14 protein-coding genes are annotated in these 26,587 nt (G+C 59.5%); 9 read left to right on the top strand and 5 right to left on the bottom strand.

Translation table 11 applies throughout. The features are described from left to right. Positions 1 to 127: 127 nt before the first annotated feature. From putP to JUI81_RS05810, 7 genes are all read left to right on the top strand, one after another. Positions 128 to 1,612: a sodium/proline symporter PutP gene (gene putP, locus JUI81_RS05840; RefSeq protein ID WP_019581897.1), complete on the top strand. Its 1,485-nt coding sequence runs from the start codon at positions 128 to 130 to the stop codon at positions 1,610 to 1,612. A 253-nt stretch (positions 1,613 to 1,865) separates the two neighbouring features. Then, positions 1,866 to 3,884 carry a type VI secretion system tip protein VgrG gene (locus tag JUI81_RS05835; RefSeq protein ID WP_204123923.1) on the top strand — a complete coding sequence of 673 codons (2,019 nt, stop codon included), beginning with the start codon at positions 1,866 to 1,868 and terminating at the stop codon, positions 3,882 to 3,884. Further along, complete coding sequence (locus JUI81_RS05830) at positions 3,874 to 4,611, top strand: DUF4123 domain-containing protein (protein WP_204123922.1); 738 nt, start codon at positions 3,874 to 3,876, stop codon at positions 4,609 to 4,611. The genes JUI81_RS05835 and JUI81_RS05830 overlap by 11 nt, the downstream gene beginning before the upstream one ends. After that, positions 4,611 to 9,374, top strand: coding sequence for an RHS repeat-associated core domain-containing protein (locus JUI81_RS05825; protein WP_204123921.1), 4,764 nt, complete (start codon positions 4,611 to 4,613; stop codon positions 9,372 to 9,374). The genes JUI81_RS05830 and JUI81_RS05825 overlap by 1 nt, the downstream gene beginning before the upstream one ends. Positions 9,375 to 9,382: 8 nt before the next feature. Further along, positions 9,383 to 9,805: a hypothetical protein gene (locus tag JUI81_RS05820; protein ID WP_204123920.1), complete on the top strand. Its 423-nt coding sequence runs from the start codon at positions 9,383 to 9,385 to the stop codon at positions 9,803 to 9,805. A gap of 363 nt (positions 9,806 to 10,168) precedes the next feature. Next, complete coding sequence (locus JUI81_RS05815) at positions 10,169 to 10,492, top strand: hypothetical protein (RefSeq protein WP_096481329.1); 324 nt, start codon at positions 10,169 to 10,171, stop codon at positions 10,490 to 10,492. 323 nt (positions 10,493 to 10,815) lie between these two features. Beyond that, complete coding sequence (locus JUI81_RS05810) at positions 10,816 to 11,652, top strand: 23S rRNA (adenine(2030)-N(6))-methyltransferase RlmJ (RefSeq protein ID WP_204123919.1); 837 nt, start codon at positions 10,816 to 10,818, stop codon at positions 11,650 to 11,652. A 124-nt stretch (positions 11,653 to 11,776) separates the two neighbouring features. Here JUI81_RS05810 and msrA read toward each other — a convergent pair whose 3' ends face one another. The 5 genes from msrA to aceE form a co-directional block, all read right to left on the bottom strand. Next, positions 11,777 to 12,424 carry a peptide-methionine (S)-S-oxide reductase MsrA gene (gene msrA, locus JUI81_RS05805; RefSeq protein WP_018928566.1) on the bottom strand — a complete coding sequence of 216 codons (648 nt, stop codon included), beginning with the start codon at positions 12,422 to 12,424 and terminating at the stop codon, positions 11,777 to 11,779. 68 nt (positions 12,425 to 12,492) lie between these two features. Continuing rightward, entirely contained in the window at positions 12,493 to 15,186 is a 2,694-nt protein-coding gene (locus JUI81_RS05800; RefSeq protein ID WP_096481327.1) for a bifunctional diguanylate cyclase/phosphodiesterase, read from the bottom strand. Positions 15,187 to 15,421: 235 nt separating this feature from the next. Further along, a complete protein-coding gene (locus tag JUI81_RS05795) occupies positions 15,422 to 16,816 on the bottom strand; it encodes an alkaline phosphatase D family protein (RefSeq protein WP_204123918.1) in 1,395 nt (464 codons plus the stop codon). A gap of 459 nt (positions 16,817 to 17,275) precedes the next feature. Further along, a complete protein-coding gene (gene aceF, locus JUI81_RS05790) occupies positions 17,276 to 19,234 on the bottom strand; it encodes a dihydrolipoyllysine-residue acetyltransferase (RefSeq protein ID WP_028940179.1) in 1,959 nt (652 codons plus the stop codon). Positions 19,235 to 19,245: 11 nt separating this feature from the next. Beyond that, on the bottom strand, positions 19,246 to 21,891 hold the full coding sequence (gene aceE, locus JUI81_RS05785; RefSeq protein WP_019582157.1) for a pyruvate dehydrogenase (acetyl-transferring), homodimeric type: 2,646 nt from the start codon (positions 21,889 to 21,891) through the stop codon (positions 19,246 to 19,248). A 383-nt stretch (positions 21,892 to 22,274) separates the two neighbouring features. On the opposite strand from aceE, the gene glnE reads away from it, so the two are divergent. Together glnE and waaF are read left to right on the top strand one after the other, a co-directional pair. Further along, complete coding sequence (glnE, locus tag JUI81_RS05780; RefSeq protein WP_019582158.1) at positions 22,275 to 25,214, top strand: bifunctional [glutamate--ammonia ligase]-adenylyl-L-tyrosine phosphorylase/[glutamate--ammonia-ligase] adenylyltransferase; 2,940 nt, start codon at positions 22,275 to 22,277, stop codon at positions 25,212 to 25,214. A gap of 338 nt (positions 25,215 to 25,552) precedes the next feature. Then, positions 25,553 to 26,587 carry a lipopolysaccharide heptosyltransferase II gene (gene waaF / locus JUI81_RS05775; protein ID WP_204123917.1) on the top strand — a complete coding sequence of 345 codons (1,035 nt, stop codon included), beginning with the start codon at positions 25,553 to 25,555 and terminating at the stop codon, positions 26,585 to 26,587.

Raw genomic sequence — 26,587 nt, 5'->3', positions numbered from 1 at the left:
GCTGATGGCTTTCCTGGGGAAACATCAGTCATAAATGCGCGGGCCCCCGAATCGTCTGTCAAACGTCATCGTTTGCGAGCGGTTCACCAGCCGCCGCTACATAAAAACAATGCCAGGGCGTAACTCAATGAGCGTAAGCAATCCAACCCTGATCACGTTCGTGATCTACATCGCAGCAATGGTGCTGATCGGCTTCATGGCCTATCGCTCCACCAACAACCTTTCTGACTACATTCTGGGCGGCCGTAGCCTGGGCAGCGTCGTGACCGCACTCTCTGCCGGTGCTTCCGACATGAGCGGCTGGTTGTTGATGGGCCTGCCGGGCGCTATCTACATGTCCGGTCTTTCCGAAAGCTGGATCGCCATCGGCCTGATCGTCGGTGCTTACCTGAACTGGCTGTTCGTCGCCGGCCGTCTGCGTGTGCAGACCGAGCACAACGGCGATGCGCTGACCCTGCCGGACTACTTCTCCAGCCGTTTCGAAGATAAAAGCGGCCTGCTGCGGATCATCTCCGCGGTCGTGATCCTGGTGTTCTTCACCATCTACTGCGCTTCCGGCATCGTGGCCGGTGCCCGTCTGTTCGAAAGCACCTTCGGCATGTCCTACGAGACAGCGCTGTGGGCCGGTGCTGCGGCGACGATTGCCTACACCTTCGTTGGTGGTTTCCTGGCAGTGAGCTGGACCGACACCGTACAAGCCACGTTGATGATCTTCGCCCTGTTGCTGACGCCGATCATCGTACTGCTGGCCACTGGCGGCATCGACACCACGTTCCTGGCCATTGAAGCGCAAGACCCAAGCAACTTCGACATGCTGAAAAACACCACCTTCATCGGCGTGATTTCGCTGATGGGCTGGGGTCTTGGCTACTTCGGCCAGCCGCACATCCTGGCGCGTTTCATGGCGGCGGATTCGGTCAAGTCGATCGCCAACGCTCGTCGCATCTCCATGACCTGGATGATCCTGTGCCTGGGCGGCACCGTCGCGGTAGGTTTCTTCGGCATCGCTTACTTCTCGGCCAACCCTGCCCTGGCCTTGCCGGTGAGCGAAAACCACGAACGTGTGTTCATCGAACTGGCGAAAATCCTGTTCAACCCGTGGGTTGCCGGTGTGTTGCTGTCGGCCATTCTGGCGGCGGTGATGAGTACGCTGAGCTGCCAATTGCTGGTGTGCTCGAGCGCCCTGACCGAAGACTTCTACAAAACTTTCCTGCGTAAAAGTGCTTCCCAGGTTGAGCTGGTCTGGGTCGGCCGTGCCATGGTGCTGCTGGTTGCGCTGATCGCTATCGCTCTGGCGGCTAACCCGCAAAACCGTGTACTGGGCCTGGTCAGCTACGCTTGGGCAGGTTTCGGTGCTGCGTTCGGTCCAGTTGTCCTGATCTCCGTGATCTGGAAAAACATGACCCGCAACGGCGCACTGGCCGGCATCCTGGTCGGCGCGATCACTGTGATCGTCTGGAAACACTTCGAACTGCTGGGCCTGTACGAAATCATCCCTGGTTTCATTTTCGCCAGCCTGGCGATCTACATCGTCAGCAAAATGGGTGCACCGACCAGCGGCATGCTTTCGCGCTTCGCCGCGGCCGAAAAGGATTTCCGCCTGAACCAGTGAGGGGATGAGCTGATGCTCTGACCTTTCGCCGAACATGAAAACGGCCCGCTTCCTTTTGGAGGCGGGCCGTTTTTTTTGTGCTCCCACATTTGTTCGGCGGTGCTTCTGACAGGAATGTCTGTAGTGCCTTATCCAGTTTTTTGAAGGAAAAATCCCTAAAAAAGCAGGGTAAATCTGATTTCCTTGTCCCTCCATCAACACCCCTTGTCGCTCATGCAGAATCGCCCGCCTTCATTCTGCAGAGACACATCGGATGTTCGCGCCTGCCAATCAACCGCGTTTCACGTTGACCCTCGACGGCGTCCAGAATGAGCTCAAGGTGCTTGAGTTCACGGGCAAGGAAGCCATCAGCCAACCCTACCGTTTTGACCTGGAACTGGTCAGCGAGCGACCCGACATAGAGCTCGAAAGCCTGCTGCATCGTCAGGCGTTTCTGAGTTTCGATGCGCAAGGTTCCGGTATTCATGGTCAGGTTTTTCGCGTCGGCCAAAGCGATTCCGGGCACCGTCTGACGGGTTACCAGATCAGTCTCGTACCGCGTCTGGCGTATCTCGACCGGCGTATCAATCAGCGGATCTTCCAGCACAAAAGTGTGCCGACGATCGTCACGCAAATCCTCAAAGACCACGGCATCCAGCGAGACGCCTTCGAGTTCCGGCTCGGCAGTGATTACCCCCTGCGCGAGTACTGCGTGCAATACGCTGAAAGCGATCTGGCGTTCATCCAGCGCCTGTGTGCCGAGGTCGGTATTCACTACCACTTCCAGCACAGCCCCGACGGCCATCTGTTGGTGTTCGGCGACGATCAGACAGTTTTCCCTCGCTTGCCCGAACCGACGCTGTACCTGCCGGGCAGCGGGATGGCCGCGGATGCACCGGCCATCAAGCGTTTCAATGTACGGCTGGAAACCCGCACCACCGCAGTCACCCGTCGTGACTACGACTTCCAGAAACCGCGATTGCAACTCGAGAGCCGCCTCGACAGCGAGCAGCGGCCGGTGCTGGAGGACTACCACTTCCCCGGCCAATTCACTGATCGTGAACACGGCAAGCATCTGGCTCAACGAGCGCTGGAACGGCACAGCGCGGATTACCGTCAGGCCGAAGGTCGCGGCGATGAATCCGCTTTGGCCAGCGGGCATTTCCTACACCTGGCCGAACACCCGCGTCAGGCGTGGAATGACTTGTGGTTGATCACCGAAATCGAACACCGCGGCCGTCAGCCGCAAGTGCTGGAAGAGTCGGCCACCAGCGACAGCCCGGATGATTTCCAGGGCTATCGCAATACGTTTCTGGCGACACCGTGGGACGTTTCTTTTCGCCCACCGCTGGGGCCGGAAAAGCCACGGATGCTCGGCTATCAACCCGCCGTGGTCACCGGCCCGACGGACAGCGAAATCCATTGCGACGAGTACGGTCGGGTCAAGGTTCAGCTTGCCTGGGACCGCGACGGGCAGCTCAACGAACACTCCAGTTGTTGGTTGCGCGTCGCCACGGGCTGGGCTCACGACCGTTACGGCAGCGTGATGATTCCGCGCGTCGGCATGGAAGTGCTGGTGGGGTTTATCGATGCCGATGCCGACAAACCGCTGGTGATGGGTTGCCTGCCCAACGCCGCGACGCCTGTGCCCCTCGATCTGCCGGCGGACAAGACCCGCAGCATTTTCCGCAGCCAAAGCAGTCCCGGTGGCGGCGGTTACAACGAATTGCGCATCGAGGATCGCAAAGGCGCCGAGGAAATCTACCTGCGCGCCCAGCGCAACTGGACTCAGCACGTCCTCAACGATCAACAGGTGCAGGTTGATAACCGGCGCAGCATCGTCGTCACCGGCACCGCCCGCCATGAGTTGAAGGCCGACGAGAAACGCATCACCCACGGCCAGCGCCAGACCGAAGTGCGGCTGGACGATCACCTGGTGGTGGTCGGCGACCGGCACATTCGCGTGAACAATCAGGCCCTCAATGCCAGTCAGCAATTCCACGTCAGCGCCGGCCAGCAAGTGGTTATCGACGGCGGCGCCAGCGCGACCATTCAGGCGGGCGGGCAGTGGATCAACATCGGCCCCGGCGGGATTTTCAGCAGCGTGCCGATTCAGGTCGGTGGTGCTCTGATGGCGGCCATGGCTTCTGCGCCGAGCTTGCCGGATGTGCCGTTGAAACTTGCAGCAGCCCCGGCGGCGCTGCTCAGTGCCGCGCAGATTCTCAGCCTGCAAAGCGATGCGCCGTTCTGCGAAGAGTGTGAGCGCTGTAAGGACGGTGTCTGTGCTGCCTGATGTTTTGTCGCCTCGCGCCTGGTTGGAGCGCCAGCCACTGCAACCGTCGGAGCAACTATTCGCGATTTTCAGCAGCGCCAGTGCAGCTGAACCGTTCAAAGCCTGGCAATGCTCGATCACGTCTCAAGCGCCGAGCCCGATCTGGGCTGGTACTGCCTACGCCGAGTGGGAAGCGGTGATGCCCTATGTCGGAATCGTCGCTGCTGACAGTGAGTTTCTGGATTGGGTCGCCACCACTGAGTCTCGCGATTGGGGGTGGCTGGCGGTGTCTTGCGCCACTCAAGAGGTGTTGGTCGAGCATTTGCGCAGCCTCACACACGTTCTGATGCCCAACGGCAACGCGGTGTTTTTCCGCTATTGGGATGGGCGCTATGTGCTGCCGATTCTGCAGTCTGCCGAGGTTAACGCTGCGCAACTGATGCCGGTGATCGGGCGTTGCCTGATCAATGGTCAGCCACTGGATATCGGTGGTAGTGCGCTGAAAACCGCCAGGGTTTTCCCCTGGTGGGAAGTATCTGAATCGCTGCTCAACCACCTCGCCACCAAGTCCGCGACAACGAATATCAACAACCTGCTGAAGTGGTTGAGCGAGGACCGCCCTGATCTTTATGAGGCGTTCTCCGAAAGCGTGTTGCGGCACAAAGTCGCGAGCTTTCTTGAGATGCCAGACCTGCCTCAAGCGCCGAAATCAGCGTTGGTGGATTACCTGATGACGGAGCTGGACTGATGGATCAGATCGTACGGATCGAGCAGGAGCTCGACGGTTTCAAAGGCACACTGGTTTTGTATCGCCAGCAGCTTGGCAACTTCTTGAACCGGAACGCGGATAGGGTCAGCCGGGCGATGGACATGCCTTCGCTGTTGGACATGGAGCGGGTGATAAAACTCGGCGATACCACGACTGCGGTGAGCAGTGGCGACGATGATTTTATCTCGGGTCTTGCGCAGTGTCCGGCTAGTGGAATTCTGCAGATCGAGAGCAAGTTCGAATCGGTCTACGACATTCCGTTGGGGAGCATTCAGGTCGATGTGATTGCCAATGATGGCGGCGAAAGTACACCTGTCACACTCGATGAAAACGGTCAGGGGCAGTTCAAAGGCACGCCCGGCAAGTTCTACCGCGTTCATGTCCACACTGAAGTCACCCCGACTCAAATCGATGATCTTTTCTCCTCCTACGACGGCCTGACCCAGGAGCTGGAAAGCTGGCTGCGCAAGGAATGGGAAGGGTTCAAGCCACAGTGGTCGCAGCAATCGGCATCCGCTTCGTTGGCGGCGGTGGGCAACGGAGTGCTCGCGGGAGGTTGGGCGGCGATTCAGGCGGTTTGGGATGGCATGGGTGAACTCGCCGACATCCTGAAAGACCCCAACGCCTATGCCGAGAAGCTGGGTGAAAGCGCCGGCAGACTTGCCGATCTGGCCGTAACCGCTCCAGACAAGATGGAAAAGGCCATGTTGCTGGCCAGCGACGAGGCGGCGCTGTGCTTGCTGATGCGCACTGCGACCTTGTGGCTGGAAGCATTGCCACCTTCGCAACTGGCCGGGTCTTCGGCTGAAGCGATTTCCAAGGTCGTGGTTGGGTTGGTCATCGACCTGTTGATTGGTTTGGTACTGAGTGTGGTCGGGGTTGGCATTGCCTGGCTGACCGTGCGCCTAGCCAAGTACAGCGCACAGATTTTTCAGGCCGCCATGGGCTTCGTGAAGTCGATGGTTGCGATCATCAACAACTTCATGGAGTACGTTGATCGCTACAAAAAGGTCGCCGCGCGCGGTGTTGCGGCGGGCCTGAAAAAAGGCCGGATGCAACTGCGCTGGGATGCCAAACGCAACACCACGCTCAAGCAAAACGAACACCACGACGACTCCCCGGATCAGGCGAAAAACCCCAACGGCGACAGCGCCGACTCAGTCGACAAAACCGCGACCAACCAATGCCCGGTGTCGATGGTCACTGGCGAAGAACTGCTGACCCTCACCGACGGTACGCTGAACGGCATCCTGCCATTCGACTTCACCCGGCTCTATCGCACCAGCGCCGCCGAGATCGACTGCGGCCTCGGCTTTGGCTGGAGCCATTCGCTCGCCCATCGACTGGAGATCGACGGCGACCAGGTCATCTGGATCGACCACGAAAACCGCCGCACCACGTTCCCGCTGCCGAATCACGAACGCCCGGCCATCCACAACAGCCTGTCGCGTGCGGCGATTTACCTCGGCGATGCCCCCGAAGAACTGATCCTCGCCCAGGCCGGCGGCGACACGCGGTTCTACCACTTTCACCACGGCCGGCTGACCGCGATCAGCGACGCCTACGACAACCGCCTGCGCATCACCCGCGACCGTCAGGAACGCATCCAGCGCCTCGACAACGGTGCCGGTCGTGCCTTGCTGTTGCGCTACGACCGCGCCCACCTGATCGCTGTCGACTACCAAAGTTTTCGTCAGGCCCAGACCCTTGCCGAGGCCTGGCACACCGAACAAACCTTGGTCAGTTACCACTACGACGAACGCGATCAACTGATCGAAGCGAGCAATGCCGCCGGCGAAAGCGAGCGTTACGACTACGACGACCAGCACGTAATTTTGCAGCGGCAACTGGCCGGTGGCGCAAGTTTCTTCTGGGAGTGGGAACGGTCTGGCAAGTCGGCGCGCTGCGTACGGCATTGGGCGTCGTTTGCGCAGATGGACACGCGCTATGTCTGGGATGACCAGGGCAGCGTCACCGTCTGGAACATCGACGGCAGCGAAGAGGTTTACGTCCATGACGACCGGGCGCGGCTGGTGCGCCGGGTTGGGCTGGATGGCGGCGAACAGCTCAAGGCCTATGACGAGCAGGGTCGATTGATTGCCGAGCAGGATCCGCTCGGCGCTGTCACCGAATACCGTTACGACGACGTCGGACGCTTGGTGGCGCTGATTCCACCGCAAGACGAACCGACGGCCTACGAGTATCGCAACGGTTTCCTGCATGCGCGCTATCGCGGTCAGGCGGTGTGGAAATACCAGCGCAATGCCCAGGGTGATGTCACCGAGGCGACCGATCCCGACGGTCAGGTCACCCATTACCACTACGACCCTCAGGGCCGGTTGCTGTCGGTCCGCTACCCGGACACCAGTCGGCATGTCTTTGTCTGGAATGCCTTGGGTCAGTTGCTTGAGGAAACACTGCCAGATGGTGGGCAGCGAACGTTTTCCTACGATGCGCTGGGACGGCAGACGACTCGTCAGGACGAACACGGTGCGCTCACCCAGTATCAATGGGATGCCGTCGGCCGACTGGTCCAGGCGACATTGCCGACCGGCGCCACCCGTGGGTTCAGCTACAACGCCTACGGCAAGATCACCGCCGAACGCGACGAACTGGGCCGCATCACCCGCTACGAATACGTCGACGATTTGCACCTGGTCAGCCGCCGGATCAATCCCGACGGCACCCAGCTCAAGTACCGCTATGACAATGCGCAGCTGCTGCTGACGGGAATCGAAAACGAATCCGGCGAAAAATATCAGCTGGACTACACGCCCAGCGGATTGATCCGACAGGAAACCGGTTTCGACGGTCGCCGCACCGCCTACGCCTACGACCTTAACGGCCAGCTGCTGGAAAAAACTGAGTTCGGTGATGACAGCTCGCGGCTGATAACGGCTTACAAGCGGGACTCAGCCGGGCGCTTGCTGGTCAAAACCTTGCCCGACGGCACCCAGGTCGAATACCGCTACGACTCGTTGGGCCGGCTGACCAGCGTCGACGACGGCCACGATCACCCGCTGGAATTCGAGTACGACCGGCAGGACCGGCTGATCACCGAGCACCAAGGCTGGGGCACCCTGCGTTATGGCTACGACGCCTGCGGCCAGCTCAACCGTCTGCGCCTGCCGGACGGCAGCAAACTCGACTACCACCACGCCAAGGGCGGTGCGCTGGCGGCCATTGACCTCAATGGCGCGCGGCTTACCAGCCACCAGTTCGTCTTCGGCCGCGAACAGCAACGCCAGCAAGGACAACTGACCAGCCAATACCACTACGACGAACAAGGCCGGTTACAAGCCCACGCGATCAACCAGCAAACCCGGCCGCTGTACCTGCGCCACTACAGCTACGCGGTCAACGGCAACCTGGCGACCATCGCCGACAGCCGTCACGGCCAGCGCAGCTACTACTACGACGCACTCAACCGCCTGACCCGCGTCCGCCACACCCGCGACGACCCACCGGAAACCTTCGCCCACGATCCGGCCGGCAACCTGCTGATGCAGGACCGCCCCGGCCCGACGGCCGTCAAAGGCAATCGCCTGTTGATGCAAGGCGACCGCCATTACGACTACGACGCCTTCGGCAACCTGATCCGCGAACGTCGCGGCACCGGGCAGAAACTGGTCACCGAGTACCGCTATGACTGCCAGCATCGGCTGGTCGGCGTCACGTTGCCGGATGGAAGTTGCGCGAGTTATCGCTACGACGCTTTTGGCCGTCGCATCGCCAAAACCGTCGACGGCAACACCACCGAGTTCTTCTGGCAGGGCGACCAAGTGGTCGCTGAAAGCAGCAAAGAGCACTACCGCAGCTACGTCTACGAGCCGGGCAGCTTCCGCCCGTTGGCCATGCTCGACGGCAAAGGCCCGAAAAAGGCCTGCCCGTTCTACTACCAACTCGACCACCTCGGCACGCCGCAGGAACTGACGGATTTTGGTGGCGAGATTGTCTGGTCGGCGAAGTACAACGCCTACGGCAAAGTCACGCACCTGGCATTCGGTGGAGGCGAGCAGCTCGACCAACCACTGCGTTTCCAGGGGCAGTACTTCGACGCCGAGAGCGGCCTGCACTACAACCGGCATCGGTACTATGATCCGGAGGTGGGTCGGTATCTGACGCCGGATCCGATCAAGTTGGCGGGTGGGCTGAACCAGTACCAGTACACGCCTAACCCGACGGGGTGGGTTGATCCGTTGGGGTTGAGCGGGAATTGTCCGCCATCGAATAAGCCAGGGTGTGGGGCGCCGGATGATACGACTGACGTTAGGGTTGATGAGGGTGAGCCTGAGTTACCGAAGCCTAAGTTAAGTGCTGCTGAGGTTGCTGAGAATGAAATTAGACGGTTGGATAAAAGCCAGGGCATGCACATGGTGGGGAAACATAGTCCAGCGGTACCAGATGCCAAATGGAAGCAGCGGGCTATTGATGGTACGGATCCGATAACTGGTAGAAGACCTCGGCACCAACGTGGCAATCCAAGCTCCAGATTTAGCTCTTGGGAGTTGATGCTCGAGGCTTACACTCTTGCAACAACGAGGACTGAGAGAGGGCTATCTCGATTTACGGGGACGGACGGGGAAGGTCATAACATCGTTAGAATGAGGCTTCCGGGTGCCGGGGAGGGATATATGCCAAACACTAGGTCAAAGGAAAATCCAAGGCTTATTAAGTTGGACGGCTTTGAAATGAAGTTTAGTGATGCTGGCGTTCCATTTACGTTATACCCGATCAAGTGAGGGAGATTATGTTTATTGATCCTGATACTCAGCAGCCATATATACCGACACCTTCATATTTTTTGGGGTGTTTTGATATTTATGATCGTGAAGAGACTCTTGGTGAGGAGTTAGAGAGGTTCGATCCTAATGATCCGACGGACAGGGAGGAGCTAATTCTCAAATACTGCCTCCCTAGAAAGCGATCATATAGGCAGAGATTTTTACTTTACAAATGTCTGGAGGAAGCTCTTCAGGACAAAAATTATGATTTCCAATCACTGCTGAAGTATGACCCTGAGGCGTATTCATCATTTCCTGATGGGTGGGATGAGATGAAAGATACCAGGGCATTTTTTGAAGACATTTTTCGCTTGGCAACTGTTGAGTGGAAAGACGACCTTCAAAAAGCCAGTCTCGAAGATCAATCCACTTGGACGGCTGTTGGTTAATTGCATGGACGTCGTACATCCTGCGAAATTTCTGGGCAAGGTCGTCGGAAGTTTCCTTCAAGTCGCGGCGGTTTCCATGAACTGGTGTGAAATGATTTCCATCGATAGTCTTTGGTGGTCACTGAAAATTCAGTGGCGGGGTGTAGGAACCCTTCAAAGTCGTTGGAAATGTATTAGCGTTGAAGCTTGGTTTGCGGCCGTTAACGTGCGTCCGTAATATCAGTTGCGGCGGTTGTGCGCGGGCACGCTTCGGCGTGGTCGAGTTTTCCAAAGGCCTCGATATTCCTACCCCGCGCATAGCTGCCACCCCAGCCTGTAGGAAGGCTGATGGCAGTTCCTGTTTACTGCCTCTGGAACTTGAAAATGAAAAATCTTCACCCCGATCCACCCTACGAAAAACCAATTCCCCACCCAAAAAGCCGCTTCATGGCCCTAACCGGCAACTGCACCGACATGCCGACCCTGTTCGTCGATACCCACGCGCCGCTCGATGTTTTATACGACGCTGCCAACTATCGAATTCGCGCCGTCACTCAGGTGCTGGAAAACATGTCCATGCGCGGTTCGGTCGAGTGTGAATCCTTCATTCTTAGTGATTTTGCCTTGCTCTGTGCCATTTCATTGCGCGATGGGTGTGATGTGTTGGATGTGGTTGGGCGGCGGTTGCGGGCTCGGCCTTCGGAATAACGTCGAGTGGCTTTTGTGGCGAGGGAGCTTGCTCCCGTTGGGCTGCGCAGCAGCCCCAAAACCTGCAATCCCGTTTTGTCAGCTGTACCGAGTGGCTTGGTTTGGCGACTGCTTCGCAGTCGAGCGGGAGCAAGCTCCCTCGCCACAGGTTATGGGGTGGTCTGGATATTTTGGGGCTGCTTTGCAGCCCAACGGGGGCAAGCCCCCTCGCCACAGGGTTTATGGATTGGCGCGGTATTGGGGTTGTACTTGCCCGCTCAGCCGCGAACCCCTGACGTTCTGCCCCGTACAAGGTAAACTTCCCGGCCTTCGCAGGAGCAGCCATGAATTATCGTCACGCCTTCCATGCCGGCAATCACGCCGATGTGTTCAAACACCTGACTTTGACCCGCCTCATCGCCTTGATGTCGCGCAAGGAGCAGCCGTTTGCCTATCTCGACACTCACGCCGGCATCGGTCTGTATGACCTGCAGGGCGATCAGGCCAGTCGTACCGGTGAGTACCTGGAAGGCATCGCGCGGTTGTGGGATCAGCCGGATTTGCCAGCGCTGACCGCCGATTACATGAAGGTGTTGCACGAGATGAACCCGGATGGCCAGTTGCGCTATTACCCGGGGTCGCCGGAGTTGGCGCGGCGTTTGACCCGGCCGCAGGATCGCGTGTTGCTGAACGAGAAGCACCCGGAAGACGGTGTGTTGCTCAAGGACAACATGAAGGGTGACCGTCGGGTGAAGGTTCACCTGGGCGAAGGCTGGCATGTGCCGCGTGCGCTGCTGCCAGTGCCGGAGAAGCGGGCGGTGATGTTGATCGATCCGCCGTTCGAACAGCTTGATGAGATGCAGCGTTGTGCCGCGTCGTTGAAAGAGGCGATTGGCCGGATGCGCCAGACGGTGGCGGCGATCTGGTATCCGGTGAAGGATCAGCGGGCGTTGCGGCGGTTCTATCAGGATCTGGCCGGCACGGGTGCGCCTAAGTTGTTGCGGGTGGAGTTGTTGGTGCATCCGCTGGATACGCCGAACAGCCTGAATGGTTCGGGGTTGGCGATTGCCAATCCGCCGTGGGGGCTGGAAGAGGAGTTGCGTGAGTTGCTGCCGTGGTTGTCCAAGAAGTTGGGGCAGACCCAGGGTGGCTGGCAGATGGATTGGTTGATTGCCGAATAGGGTCAATCGACAAGCAAGATCAAAAGATCGCAGCCTCGTTTCACTCGACAGCTCCTACAACGGAATGCTTTTCTCTGTAGGAGCTGTCGAGTGAAACGAGGCTGCGATCTTTTGCTTTAAGCGGTTAGATCGGGCACGTCACGCCAGTACCGCCAATCCCGCAATACCCCTCAGGATTTTTGGCCAGGTACTGCTGGTGATACGCCTCGGCGTAGTAGAACGTCGGGGCTTCGTCGATCTCGGTGGTAATGATGCCTTTGCCAGCCTTGGTCAGTTCCGCCTGGAACACTTTCGCGCTGTTCTTCGCCGCTTCCAGTTGTTCCGGTTTGGTGCAGTAGATCACCGAGCGGTACTGGGTGCCGATGTCGTTGCCCTGGCGCATGCCCTGGGTCGGGTTGTGCAGTTCCCAGAACATTTTCAGCAGCTGTTCATAGCTGACTTTTTCCGGCTCATACACCACGAGCACCACTTCGGTGTGCCCGGTCAGGCCCGAGCAGACTTCTTCGTAGGTCGGGTTCGGCGTGAAGCCGCCGGCGTAACCGACCGAGGTGCTGAACACGCCTTCGCGCTGCCAGAATTTGCGTTCCGCGCCCCAGAAGCAACCCAGGCCGAAGATCGCGAATTCTACGTTGCCCGGAAATGGACCCAGCAGCGGGTTGCCGTTGACGAAGTGTTTCTCCGGAACCTTGATCGGGGTTTCGCGGCCAGGCAGAGCTTGTTCTTTAGTCGGGAGCACGTTTTTGTTCACCAGAATTTCCGAGCGCAGAACCATGATCAGTCCTCTCAGTCAGGTTGAGATGTAAATACAGACTGCCAGTTTGCCCGAGTGTTACGTCGCTGTCAGGCGATTGGGCCGCGCGGGTAGCGTTTGAGCTTTTCGATCAGCTCGGAGCCCGGGATCGGTCGGTCGAACAGGTAGCCCTGGCCGACGTCGCAGCGGTGGCGGCGCAGGAAGGCCAGTTGCTCGGCAGTCTCGATGCCTTCAGCCACGACCTTGAGTTTCAGGTTGTGGGCCATGGCAATCACGGCGGAGGTGATTTCCATGTCGTCCTGGTTGTCCGGGATTTCGTGGATGAAGCTTCGATCGATCTTGATGATGTCGATCGGGAATTTTTTCAAGTAACTGAGCGACGAGTAACCGGTGCCGAAGTCGTCCATCGCCAAGGTCAGGCCCAGACGCTTGAGCTGATCGAGCTGCAAGTGGGTGTCTTCGGTGGCTTCCAGCAGCAGGCCTTCGGTCAGTTCCAACTCCAGCAGGTTCGCCGGCAGCGCTTCTTCCTTGAGGATGTTGGCGATGGACGCCACCAGGTCCGGGTCAGAGAACTGCTTGGGCGACAGGTTGATCGCCACTTGCAGGTTGCCCAGGCCGGCGGCGGTCAGGTCTTTGCTCATGCGGCAGGCCTGGCGGGCGATCCATTTGCCGATCGGGATGATCAGTCCGGTTTCTTCGGCCACGCTGATGAACTGGTCCGGGCGGATCATGCCTTTTTCCGGATGGTTCCAGCGCAACAGCGCTTCCATGCCCAGCAAGCGACCGCTGCGCAGGCACAGCTTGGGCTGGTAGAACACGTCCAGCTCGTTCTGGGTCAGGGCGCGGCGCAGGTTGTTTTCGACGAACAGTTTGTAGCTGGCCTCGGCATTCAGTGCTTCGGTGAACACCTGCACCTGGTGTTTACCGTTGGCCTTGGCCTTGTGCAGCGCCAGGCCGGCGTTGCGCATCAGCGTCTGTGGGTCGCGACCGTGCAGCGGCGCGCAGGCCAGGCCCACGGAGCCGGTGACGCTGATCAACTGGTTGTCGACGAACATCGGTTTGTCGAGGGTTGCCAGCAATTGATTGGCAACCTGCTGGCCCGCCGAGAGGTCAGTGTCGTCCAGCAGTACCGCGAATTCGTTACTGGCAAAACGCGCCAGACTGCCGCTCGAACTCAGGCTGTTGCGCAGGCGCCGCGCCAGGCTGATCAGCAGTTTGTCGCCGGTCTGGTGGCCGAGGCTGTCGTTGATCCGCTTGAAGTTGTCGATGTCCACCAGCAGCAGGCTGATGGGTGTATCGCTGTCTCGGGCGAAGCGCTCATCGAGGTTGCGGATGAACGCCGGGCGGTTGCCGAGGTTGGTCAGGTTATCGGTGTAAGCCAGGCGCTCGATGCGTTGCTGGGCGAGCTTGGTCTGGGTGATGTCTTCGTAGATGCCGATGTAGTGCGTCAGCTCACGGTTGTCGCCGTAGACCTTGGAAATCGACAACTGGCCCCAGTAGGGTTCGAGGTTTTTACGCCGGCTCTTGAACTCGCCCTGCCAGCTGTTGCTCTTGGCCAGCGCCGACGGAGCGTCGAACAGCAGTTCGCTGAGGTTTTCCAGCGCTGGCAGTTCCGACAGCCGCTGGCCGTGGACTTCCTCGGTGGTGTACTGGGTAATCGCGGTGAAGCTTGGGTTGACGTACTCCACCACGCCGTCGCAATTGACCAGCAGAAAGGCGTTGGCGCTTTGCTCCACTGCACGCTGGAACAGGTGCAGGGCGCTGGTGGCGGTGCGGCGGTTGTGGTTATTGATGACTTGGGCGAATTGATCCGCCAGTTCGCCGGCAAAGGCGATTTCGTCCGACTGCCAGGCGCGGGTCGCCCCGATCTGTTCCAGGCAGAGCACGCCGACCACCTGGCCATCGACGCGGATGCTGGCGTCGAGCATGGCGTTGACGTCGCGCGGGCGCAGGTGCTCGGCGATTTCCCGGGTGCGTGGGTCACGCATGGCGTTGTGGGCGTCGATGGCGCGGCCGGTGTGCAAGGCGTCGAGGTAATCGGGAAAACCACTGGCGTCGATCGGCTCTGGCAGTTGGCGACCCCGGGTGGCGCGGTGATAGGCCGAGATCGGTGTCAGTAGCGAGCCATCGAGGTTCCACAGGCTGGCGCAGTCGATTTCATAGATGTCGCAGGCGCTGCGGGTGATCAGTTCGGCGGCTTCTTGCAGGGAATTGTTGGTGCTATAGCGCTGGCGGGTCAGCAGCAGGATCAGGTCTTGCTGGGCGCGCACTCGGTCCAGGTGCTGCAGTTGTTCCTGCTGGGCACGTTGATTGAGTTCCAGGGCGATTTGCAGGCGTGAGTTCTGGGTTTCCAGATCCAGCGCCGGCAGCAAGGGTTCGCCGTCGAACAGGCCGTCCACCACCATCAGGTAGCCGCGCAGCAGGTGCCGATTGTGTTGTTTGTAGGCTTCGCCCAGTTCCAGCAGGCTCAGAACGCCGGCGGCGGTGTGCAAGGTGTAGCGGATCAGGTAATGCGGGCTTTCGGTGAGTTGCTGCTGGATCGTGTCATGCAGTTGATAGCGCGCTTCGGGCTCCATCAGGCTGGCGTAGGGCGAGCCGACCAGAGCACAAAGCTCCACCGCCGGCAGGCCGAACTGTCGTTCGCAATTGGGATCGAGAAACAGCAGCGCCCAGCTTGGTTCATTCAGCCGTTCGAAACGCAGCATGCCGAGCCGCGAGGGCACAGGCAACTGCGTCACTACCTCGGCCACCATACGGCTGGCGGCATCGGGTTGGCTTTTCATTGAAGGAAACTCGCTTCGAATATGCTGATCGCGCCGGGCTCTCGCCCTCTTTACTGTTGCCTGCGGCAAGGTTGCATCATTGCGACACCGACTGACAAGAGACATGAAGGCCAAGTGCTATAAGAATATGTCGGCAGACGTGGAGAATTCTTCAACGAGGCGCCGAAAGTAATGTTGTGAATCAAGAGATCGCAGCCTTCGGCAGCTCCAATAAGGCTGCGATCTTTTTCAAGGGTCAACGCAATTTGATGCTGATCGACTGCAATGGCTTGCCATCCCGATCGTGATAATTGACGCGAACCTGTTCGGCCTCGACGACCAGATGGGCAAAATTGTCCTGGCTGATCACCTCGCTGGTCAGTTCATGCCGATAATCTCCCTCGGGCGTTCGGGCCAGGGCTTGATCGAGAATGAAGGTCGACGCCTTGGCGTACGGCAGCAGTTTGCTGTTGCACAGCGGTGAGGACACGATGGTATGAACTTCAAAATCCGGGGCCTCGCTGTGGGTCAGGCGACTGGTGAGGGAGCCGTGGACATCGCCGGAAATGAACAGGACGTTCTTGATACCGCGTGTACGAATCGTCTCCAGCAGCCGTAGGCGTTGCTCCGGGAAGGCTTTCCAGGCGTCATCGCCGTTTAGTTTGCGGTCGGGATAGAACATGACGCTGGTGACCACGAATTTGACTCGGGCCGGGCTATTGATCAGCCATTTGAGCAGCGCCTGTTCCTGTTCTTCGTCAAGGATACGCCGGTCGTTGGCCGACAGATTGCGTCGCGTTCGACTGTCGGTGATAAACCACCCGATATCACCCTCGGAGAACTGATACCAATACTGTTCCAGTCTTTTACTTACTTGCCCATTGGCCAGCAGTTCATGCGTGGGGCTGTGACTGGCTTGATATAACTCATATGCTGCAATGGCATTTTTGTATAAGTAATCATCGTCGTTACTTTTGTTGGCGGGCCAGTTGTCTTCTATTTCATGGTCGTCGAGGATCATGTAAGTCGGCATGCCTGACATTAACTTGGAAATATGAGGCTGGGAAAAGGCTGTGCGGTATTTTTTGAGAATGTCCTTGTATTCCCGGTCGGGGGCCACGAGGTTCAAGTCGTCGACGTAAATCTGATCGCCAGTCATCAGCATGGCGCTGATGGGCGGTTCGGCGCTGTCCGCCAGGCTGTTGATCGAGGCAAAAATCCGGTCGCCCAACTGTGGGGCCGACGCAATGCCGGCGGTCATTCGCAGGTAACGACACGAGCCGACGACATAGGCCCGTGGCTGGCTGGTTTTGCTGGACTGCGTGCGAAAGCGGTAAATCTCCCGCGGCCATTGCAGCGGCAGTTCCTGAACCGTCTCTACGGTATGCACCGGGTTCATGGGGCTGAACCAGCCTGCCTGGTATTCATAGTCGGTGTCGGTGGCCAGATCATTGAGTGCAATGACATCGGACATGTCGCGCAAGACGGACAGTTTTGCAAATACGCCTTTTGACCAGTATGGCTCACTGGTGCGTCGATAACGGATGCCTGCAAATACCAAGGCATTGTCCTGTAATTCACCGCGCAAAAAAATACGGGCATGGTTAGTTGTGGTGTGGCCGATAATTGGGCCAACAGTTGGTTTGAACATGTTCGAATCCATTCGAAGTAATGCTAACTAAGCAGATTAAGTTATCGAGGTTTCTATTAGAAGTCCCCGAACTAAGCCTAGTTATTGGCTGGAGAAAAATATCGGGCAGAAGTGGACTGGGGTTGTAGGTGGCGTAAGCCTTAGATGTAGGAATAAGGCACGAAAAGGGGCAATCCCGTAGCAGCTGTCGAGCTTGCGAGGCTGCGTTCGGCTGCGTAGCAGTCGTCAAACCAGAAATTGCAGTGCATCAGGCTCACCGCGTCAGCCGGATTCACGACTGCTACGCAGCCGAACGCAGCCTCGCTGGGGCTCGACAGCTGCTACATAGGATGCTGAAACGCGGAGGGCTTTCTTCAGGGCAAAAAAAGCCCCGCCAAATCGACGGGGTTGAGGTACGAGCGTGGCGCTCGGAAAACGTGGAACGCGATTGGCCCTCCGCCAGGGGAGGGCCAGTCGGTGTTACAGCAGGATGGTGCGGATGTCCGCCAGCAGGTCGCTCAGACGCTTGGTGAAGCGTGCAGCAGCGGCGCCGTTGATCACACGGTGATCGTAGGACAGCGACAGCGGCAGCATCAGTTTCGGCTGGAAGGCTTTGCCGTCCCAGACTGGCTGGATGGTTGCCTTGGAAACACCGAGGATCGCCACTTCCGGCGCGTTGACGATCGGCGTGAAGCCGGTGCCGCCAATGTGGCCGAGGCTGGAAATGGTGAAGCAGGCGCCTTGCATCTCGTCCGACGAAAGCTTCTTGGTCCGGGCTTTCTCAGCCAGGGAAGCAGCTTCGGCGGCCAGTTGCAGGAGGCTCTTCTGGTCGACGTTCTTGATGACCGGTACCAGCAGGCCATCCGGGGTGTCGACGGCGAAACCGATGTTTACGTATTTCTTGCGGATGATCGCTTTGCCGCTTGGTGCCAGCGAGCTGTTGAAATCCGGCAGTTCCTTGAGCAGGTGCGCGCAGGACTTGAGCAGCAGCGGCAGGATGGTCAGCTTGACGCCGGCCTTCTCTGCAACGGCTTTCTGGGCGTTACGGAACGCTTCCAGCTCGGTGATATCCGCCGAGTCGAATTGCGTCACGTGCGGCACGTTCAACCAGCTGCGATGCAGGTTGGCAGCGCCGACCTGCATCAGGCGTGTCATCGGCACTTCTTCGATTTCGCCGAAGCGGCTGAAGTCCACGACCGGAATCGGCGGGATGCCCGCGCCGCCGGTTGCGCCAGCTGCAGCGGCCGGAGCTTCCTTGGCCTTCTGCATCATGGCCTTGACGTAAACCTGAACGTCTTCCTTCAGGATGCGACCGTGCGGACCGCTGGCGCCGACAGCGCTCAGCTCGACGCCAAACTCGCGGGCCAGTTGACGCACGGCAGGGCCGGCGTGAACTTTCGCGCCAGGCTTGGCAGGAGCAGCAGCCGGGGCAGCAGCAGGAGCGGCGGCAGCCGGAGCAGCAGCGGCAGGCGCTGGAGCACTCGGCGCAGCAGCGGCAGCCGGAGCCGGGGCTGCAGCAGGTGCCGCGCCTTTGACTTTCAGCTTCAGGATCAGGTCGCCGGTACCGACTTCGTCATCCAGCTTGATGGAAATGCTTTCCACCACGCCAGCGGCAGGCGATGGGATTTCCATGCTCGCCTTGTCGGATTCCAGGGTGATCAGCGACTGGTCGGCGGCAACAGTGTCGCCAGCCTTGACCAGTACTTCGATGATCTTGGCCTTGCCAGCCGAACCGATGTCCGGGACGTGAATGTCCTGAACGCTGTCGGCAACCGGTGCAGCCGGAGCCGCGGCGGCTGGCGCCGGAGCAGCGGCAGCAGGCGCAGCAGCCTGGGCAGGAGCGGCAGCAGCAGGGGCCGCAGCACCCGCCACTTCCAGATCCAGAATCAGATCACCCGTGCCGACTTCGTCGTTGAGCTTGACGCTGATGGCCTTGACCACGCCAGCGGCGGGCGAAGGGATTTCCATGCTGGCCTTGTCGGATTCCAGGGTGATCAGCGACTGATCAGCCTCGACGGTGTCGCCGACCTTGACCTGGATCTCGATGATCTGGGCCTTGCCCGACGAACCGATGTCCGGCACGTGCACTTGCTGGATGCTGGCAGCAGTCGGCGCGGCAGCAGGCGCCGCCGGCGCAGGTGCGGCAGCCGGTTTGGCTTCAGCTTTGGCAGCTGGCGCAGCAGCCGCAGGGGCTGGCGCAACGGCACCTTCGACTTCCAGTTCCAGCAGTTCGTCGCCTTCTTTCAGGCGATCGCCCAGCTTCACTTTCAGGCTCTTGATAATGCCGGCCTTAGGCGCAGGCACTTCCATGCTCGCCTTGTCCGATTCCAGCGTCAGGATGCTCTGATCGGCTTCGATACGGTCGCCGACCTTCACAAACAGTTCAATTACTTCACCTTCACCGCTGCCGATGTCAGGTACGCGAATGAGTTCGCTCACAGAGTGTCTCCTCAGCAGTCCAGTGGGTTGCGTTTTTCCGGGTTGATGCCGAACTTGGCGATGGCCTCAGCCACCACTTTAGGTTCGATGTCACCACGGTCAGCCAAGGCTTCCAGGGCTGCCAACACCACGAAATGACGGTCTACTTCGAAGAAGTGACGCAGCTTCTTGCGGCTGTCACTGCGGCCGAAACCATCGGTGCCCAGGACTTTGAATTCCTTGGACGGGACCCACTGACGAATTTGTTCAGCGAACAGCTTCATGTAGTCGGTAGAGGCAATGACCGGACCTTTACGGCCGTTCAGGCACTCTTCGACGTAGCTCAGCTTAGGCTTCTGGCCAGGGTGCAGACGGTTAGTGCGTTCAACGGCCAGGCCATCGCGACGCAGTTCGTTGAAGCTGGTAACGCTCCACACGTCGGCGCCGACGTTGAACTCTTCACGCAGGATCTTCGCCGCTTCACGGACTTCACGCAGGATGGTGCCGGAGCCCATCAGCTGAACGTGGTGCGCCGCTTCGCGGGTGTCTTCCTCGAGCAGGTACATGCCTTTCTTGATGCCTTCTTCGGCACCGGCCGGCATGGCTGGCTGCTGGTAGGACTCGTTCATTACGGTGATGTAGTAGAAGACGTCCTGTTGCTCTTCGGTCATCTTCTTCATGCCGTCCTGAATGATCACCGCCAGCTCGTAGCCGTAGGTTGGATCGTAGGTGCGGCAGTTCGGGATGGTCGCGGCCAGCAGGTGGCTGTGACCGTCTTCGTGTTGCAGGCCTTCACCGTTCAGGGTGGTACGGCCGGCGGTGCCGCCGATCAGGAAGCCACGGGTACGGCTGTCGCCAGCGGCCCAGGCCAGGTCGCCAATACGCTGGAAGCCGAACATCGAGTAGAAGATGTAGAACGGCAGCATCGGCTGGTTGTGGCTGGAGTACGAAGTACCGGCAGCGATGAAGGAGCTCATGGCGCCCGCTTCGTTGATGCCTTCTTCGAGGATCTGGCCCTTCTGGTCTTCCTTGTAGAACATCACCTGGTCTTTATCGACTGGCTCGTAGAGCTGGCCGACGGAGGAGTAGATGCCCAACTGACGGAACATGCCTTCCATACCAAAGGTACGGGCTTCGTCCGGGATGATCGGTACGATGCGCGGGCCGATTTCCTTGTCTTTGACCAGTTGCGCGAGGATCCGCACGAAGGCCATGGTGGTGGAAATTTCACGGTCGCCCGAGCCGTCCAGGATCGCCTTGAGGGTGTCCAGTGGAGGGGTAGGGATGTTGAAGCTTTTGGCGCGACGCTGAGGAACGAAACCGCCCAGTGCGGTACGGCGTTCGGCCAGGTAGCGGGCTTCGGCGCTGCCTTCTTCCGGTTTGAAGAACGGCAGGTTCTCCAACTCTTCGTCCTTGACCGGAATGTCGAAACGATCGCGGAACAACTTCAGGCTGTCGACATCGACTTTCTTGGTGTTGTGCGCAGTGTTTTTCGCTTCGCCAGCACCGGTGCCATAACCTTTGATGGTCTTGGCCAGGATGACAGTCGGTTGTTCCTTGTGGTTGACCGCTTCGTGGTATGCCGCGTAGACCTTGTACGGGTCGTGACCGCCACGGTTGAGCTTCCAGATCTCGTCGTCGGACAGATCGGCAACCATCGCCTTGAGTTCTGGCGAGTTGAAGAAGTGTTCACGCACGAACGCGCCGTCTTTGGCTTTGTAGTTCTGGTACTCGCCGTCGATGACTTCGTCCATGCGGCGTTGCAGGATGCCGTCGACGTCCTTGGCCAGCAGTGGGTCCCAGAAGCGGCCCCAGATGACTTTGGTCACGTTCCACTGAGCACCGCGGAACACGCCTTCGAGTTCCTGGATGATCTTGCCGTTGCCGCGAACCGGGCCGTCGAGGCGCTGCAGGTTGCAGTTGATGACGAAGATCAGGTTGTCCAGCTTTTCGCGGCCGGCCAGGGAGATCGCGCCCAGGGATTCCGGTTCGTCGCACTCGCCGTCGCCCAGGAAGCACCAGACTTTCTGTTTGCCTGGCTGGATGAAACCACGGTGTTCCAGGTACTTCATGAAGCGTGCCTGGTAGATCGCCTGGATCGGGCCCAGACCCATGGATACGGTCGGGAACTGCCAGAAGTCAGGCATCAGCCAAGGGTGAGGGTAGGACGACAGGCCCTGACCGTCGACTTCCTGGCGGAAGTTGTTCATCTGGTCTTCGGTGATGCGGCCTTCCATGAACGCACGGGCGTAAACGCCTGGCGAGGTGTGGCCCTGGAAGTAGATCAGGTCGCCGCCGTGTTCGTCGGTCGGGGCCTGGAAGAAATAGTTGAAGCCGATGTCGTACAGGGTCGCGCTGGAGGCGAAGCTGGAGATGTGACCGCCCAGGTCAGAATCTTTCAGGTTCGTGCGCATCACCATGGCCATCGCGTTCCAGCGTACCAGCGAGCGAATGCGGCGTTCCATGAACAGGTCGCCAGGCATGCGTGCTTCGTGGGTAACGGGAATGGTGTTGCGGTATGGCGTGGTGATGGCGTAAGGCAATTGCGAACCGCTACGGGTTGCGAGTTCGCCCATACGGGTCATCAGATAGTGAGCACGGTCTTCGCCTTCTTTGTCGAGAACCGATTCCAGGGCGTCCAGCCATTCCTGGGTTTCGACGGGATCGAGGTCTTGCATGGCTTGCTCCAGGGCGGAAAGGCTTCCAGAATCGGTTGCCTGAGTTTGCGACTGGCCTTGTGGGCAGACGATATAAATTCTTGGATTGCCGATAGGTTGTTCCGGCGGCGTGTAGTTTTACTACAAATCTTCGGGCATTTCAGCCTTTCGAATGTATAGACGAGTAGTAAAACTACAGATGATTGGCTTGTGGCCTCCGGCTGCGTTGTGAGAATAATCGTTAAGGTTGGTCTTTTGCCAATCGAAAAAGGTGGAAGCTTGATGATCGCTGCCAAAAATAAAGAAATTTCAGCTATTTCTAACCTTTGTTCGACAGTCAGTCACGTAGCGTGTTTTCACGAATCACTACATGCAGCCCTTCACACGCCGATCAAGGATAGACCATGAGCCTCCCTTCGCTTGCCGAACTGCCCGATGGGCTCCTGCCGTTAGTCACCCGCGCCGAGCAGTCGTTTCGTACAACCGTCGGGGTTCTTCCCGATGACCATGGCCTGTCTGCCTGGACGCCTGAGCGCTGGGCGCAATTTGCCCGCGTCGCCGCTGCCAGCGACTTTGTGATTGAACAGAGTCTGCGTGACCCTTTGATGTTGCTGGAACTGGTGCAGTCCGGCGAACTGGATCGAGCCTTTGCCCCGGGCGAGTTGTGCGCACAGATCGCCACGGCGGTGAGCGCCGCCGAAACCGACGACCAGCTTGGCCGTGCCCTGCGCCGCCAGCGTAATCGTCACCAGGTGCGGATCATCTGGCGCGACCTGACTCGCCAGGCCGATCTGGTGCAGACCTGTCGCGACCTCTCGGACATGGCCGATGCCAGCATCGATCAGGCCTATCAGTGGTTGTACTCGCGGCATTGCCAGCAGTTCGGTGTGCCCACCGGGCGGCGCAGCGGCGAGCCGCAGCAGATGGTCATCCTCGGCATGGGCAAGCTCGGCGCGGTGGAGCTGAACCTGTCGTCGGACATCGACCTGATCTTTGCCTATCCCGAGGGCGGCGAAACCGTCGGCGTGAAACGCTCGCTGGATAACCAGGAATTTTTCATTCGCCTCGGCCAGCGTCTGATCAAGGCGCTGGACCCGATGACTGTCGACGGTTTCGTGTTCCGCGTCGACATGCGCCTGCGGCCTTACGGTTCGTCCGGCGCTCTGGTGCTGAGCTTCAATGCGCTGGAACAGTATTACCAGGATCAGGGTCGCGACTGGGAACGCTACGCGATGATCAAGGCGCGGGTGGTGGCTGGCGATCAAGTGGCTGGCGCCCAGTTGCTCGAGATGCTGCGGCCGTTCGTTTACCGGCGTTACCTGGACTTCTCGGCCATCGAAGCGCTGCGCACCATGAAGCAGCTGATCCAGCAGGAAGTCCGGCGCAAGGGCATGGCTGACAACATCAAGCTTGGCTCCGGCGGCATCCGTGAAGTCGAGTTTATCGCCCAGGCTTTCCAGCTGATTCACGGTGGTCGCGACCTGAGCCTGCAGCAGCGTCCTCTATTAAAAGTACTGAGCACCCTGGAGGGGCAGGGCTATCTGCCGCCGGCGGTGGTCGGCGAACTGCGCGAAGGCTACGAATTCCTGCGTTACACCGAGCACGCGATTCAGGCGATTGCCGACCGCCAGACCCAGATGTTGCCGGACGGCCCGCAGGATCAGGCGCGCATTGCCTTCATGCTCGGGTTTGCCAACTGGACGGCATTCCACGAACAACTGATGTACTGGCGTGGCCGGGTGGCCTGGCACTTTGGCCAGGTGATTGCTGATCCCGATGAAGAGCAGGGCGCCGAGAGCGAAGTGGTGGTCGGCGGGGAATGGCTGCCGCTGTGGGAAGAAGCCCAGGACGAAGAAGCCGCGTGCCGCCAACTCGAAGAGGGCGGTTTCGCCGATGCCGCCAAGGCGCTGAAGGCATTGGCCAGTCTGCGCAGTAGTCCGCAATTGCGTGCCATGCAGCGCCTGGGACGGGAACGCCTCGATGCTTTTATACCGCGCTTGCTGGCCCAGGCCGTGGAGCACGCCAATCCCGATCTGGTGCTGGAGCGCGTGCTGCCACTGGTTGAAGCGGTGGCGCGGCGTTCCGCCTATCTGGTGCTGCTGACCGAAAACCCCGGTGCGCTGCGCCGTCTGCTGACACTGTGCGCGGCGAGTCCGTGGATTGCTGAACAGATCACGCGTTTCCCGTTGCTGCTCGACGAATTGCTCAACGAAGGCCGGCTATTCAAGCCGCCGCTGGCGCCGGAACTGGCGGCCGAGTTGCGTGAGCGTCTGACGCGGATTCCCGAAGACGACCTCGAACAACAAATGGAAGCCCTGCGGCATTTCAAGCTGGCGCACCGCTTGCGTGTCGCCGCTTCGGAAATTGCCGGTAGCCTGCCGTTGATGAAAGTCAGCGATTACCTGACCTGGCTTGCCGAAGCGATCCTCGAACAAGTGCTGGCCCTGGCCTGGCGCCAGACGGTGGCCAAGTACGGTACACCGCTGCGCACCGATGGCAGCGTGTGCGACCCTGGATTCATCATTGTCGGTTACGGGAAAGTCGGCGGCCTGGAATTGGGGCACAGTTCGGACCTGGACCTGGTGTTCATCCATGACGCGGATCCGCAAGCGGAAACCGACGGCCCGAAACCCATCGACGGCGCGCAGTTCTTTACCCGGCTCGGGCAGCGGATCATTCACTTGCTGACGGCTCAGACCAACTCCGGTCAATTGTATGAAGTGGACATGCGCCTGCGGCCGTCCGGTGCTTCCGGTTTGCTGGTGAGTTCATTGGGCGCGTTTGCCCGGTATCAGGAAAACGAGGCCTGGACCTGGGAGCACCAGGCGCTGGTGCGGGCGCGGGTGCTGGTGGGTAGTCAGGATGTCGGCCAGGCATTCGAGAAGGTTCGCGCGACGGTATTGGCCAAATCCCGGGACCTGTCGACCTTGCGCCAGGAGGTCAGCGAGATGCGCGCCAAGATGCGCGATAATCTCGGCAGCAAGAGCACTGCGGCGGGCACGGCGGCAAATGCCTTCGAGGCCACGGCGCCGTTCGATCTCAAGCAGGACGCTGGAGGTATCGTCGATATTGAATTTATGGTGCAATACGCGGCTCTGGCGTGGTCTGAAACACATCCGTCATTGCTGCGCTATACCGACAATATCCGCATTCTGGAAGGGCTGGAGGAGGAAGGGTTGATACCCGCCGAAGACGCCAGCCTGTTGCGTGAGGCCTATAAAGCCTACCGCTCCGCCGCTCACCGGGAGGCCTTGCAGAAGGATGCCGGTGTGATACCGGGCGACCAGTTCGCGGATGAGCGACGGCAGGTCATGCGGATCTGGCGTGAGCTGGGGTTAAGCTGACATGAGTGTGGCAGGCTTTTGTGGCGAGGGAGCTTGCTGTGGCGAGGGGGCTTGCCCCCGTTCGACTGCGCAGCAGTCGCAAAGCGTTACACTCGATAATATGTGTAAGTGGTTGAAGATTTTGGGAGTGCTCCGCACTCCAGCGGGGGCAAGCCCCCTCGCCACATTAACAAGTCAGCCCAAGAGATTTACTGGCTAAGCTGCACGCACTGGATGTGCAAAAATTGATCTGACGAGCCTGTACAGGCTCGTCCAAATGACCTGGCGGCTCACCCCGCAGGTGCTGGATTCTCGAGGCGGGGAGGCGTATGCCTCCCCGGTTCGTTTTTGGAAACCACATGAAAATTCTGATCGTTGGGCCCAGTTGGGTCGGTGACATGGTGATGGCGCAGACACTTTTTCAGTGTCTCAAACAACGCCACCCGCAGTGCGAAATCGACGTGCTGGCCCCCGAGTGGAGCCGGCCGATCCTCGAGCGCATGCCCGAAGTACGCCAGGCCTTGAGCTTCCCGCTCGGCCACGGCGTTCTGGAGCTGGCGACGCGTCGGCGCATCGGTAAATCCCTGGCCGGTCAGTACGACCAGGCTATCCTGCTGCCCAATTCGCTGAAGTCGGCCCTGGTGCCGTTTTTTGCCGGCATGCCGAAACGCACTGGCTGGCGTGGCGAGTTCCGCTACGGCCTGCTCAATGACGTGCGCACGCTCGACAAAGAACGTTATCCATTGATGATCGAGCGCTTCATGGCCCTGGCCTTTGAGCCTGGCATCGAGCTGCCGAAACCTTATCCACGGCCGAGCCTGCAGATCGACCCGGTGACTCGCGACGGCGCGCTGGCCAAGTTCGGCCTGGCTCTTGACCGTCCGGTGTTGGCGCTGTGCCCCGGCGCCGAGTTCGGCGAGTCCAAGCGCTGGCCGTCCGAGCACTATGCCAAGGTCGCCGAGGCGAAGATTCGTGAAGGCTGGCAAGTCTGGCTGTTCGGCTCGAAAAACGATCACGCGGTGGGCGAAGACATACGTGGGCGGTTGATTCCGGGGCTGCGTGAAGAGTCGGTGAACCTCAGTGGCGGCACTTCCCTGGCCGAGGCCATCGATTTGCTGTCCTGCGCCGACGCGGTGGTCTCCAACGACTCCGGCCTGATGCACGTGGCTGCCGCGCTGAACCGCCCGTTGGTGGCGGTATACGGCTCGACGTCGCCGGGCTTCACGCCACCGCTGGCCGAGCATGTCGAGATCGTGCGCCTGGGCATCGAATGCAGTCCGTGCTTCGATCGCACCTGCCGTTTCGGTCATTACAACTGCTTGCGCCAGCTCATGCCCAAAGCGGTGAACGAAGCCTTGCAGCGTTTGCTGGGCACTGTGGTCGAGGTCAAATAG

The sequence above is a fragment of the Pseudomonas sp. 008 genome (assembly GCF_016861935.1).
Classification (GTDB): Bacteria; Pseudomonadota; Gammaproteobacteria; order Pseudomonadales; family Pseudomonadaceae; genus Aquipseudomonas.
The sequence above is the reverse complement of the archived record's forward strand: the minus strand, read 5'-3'. Positions and strand labels throughout refer to the sequence as shown.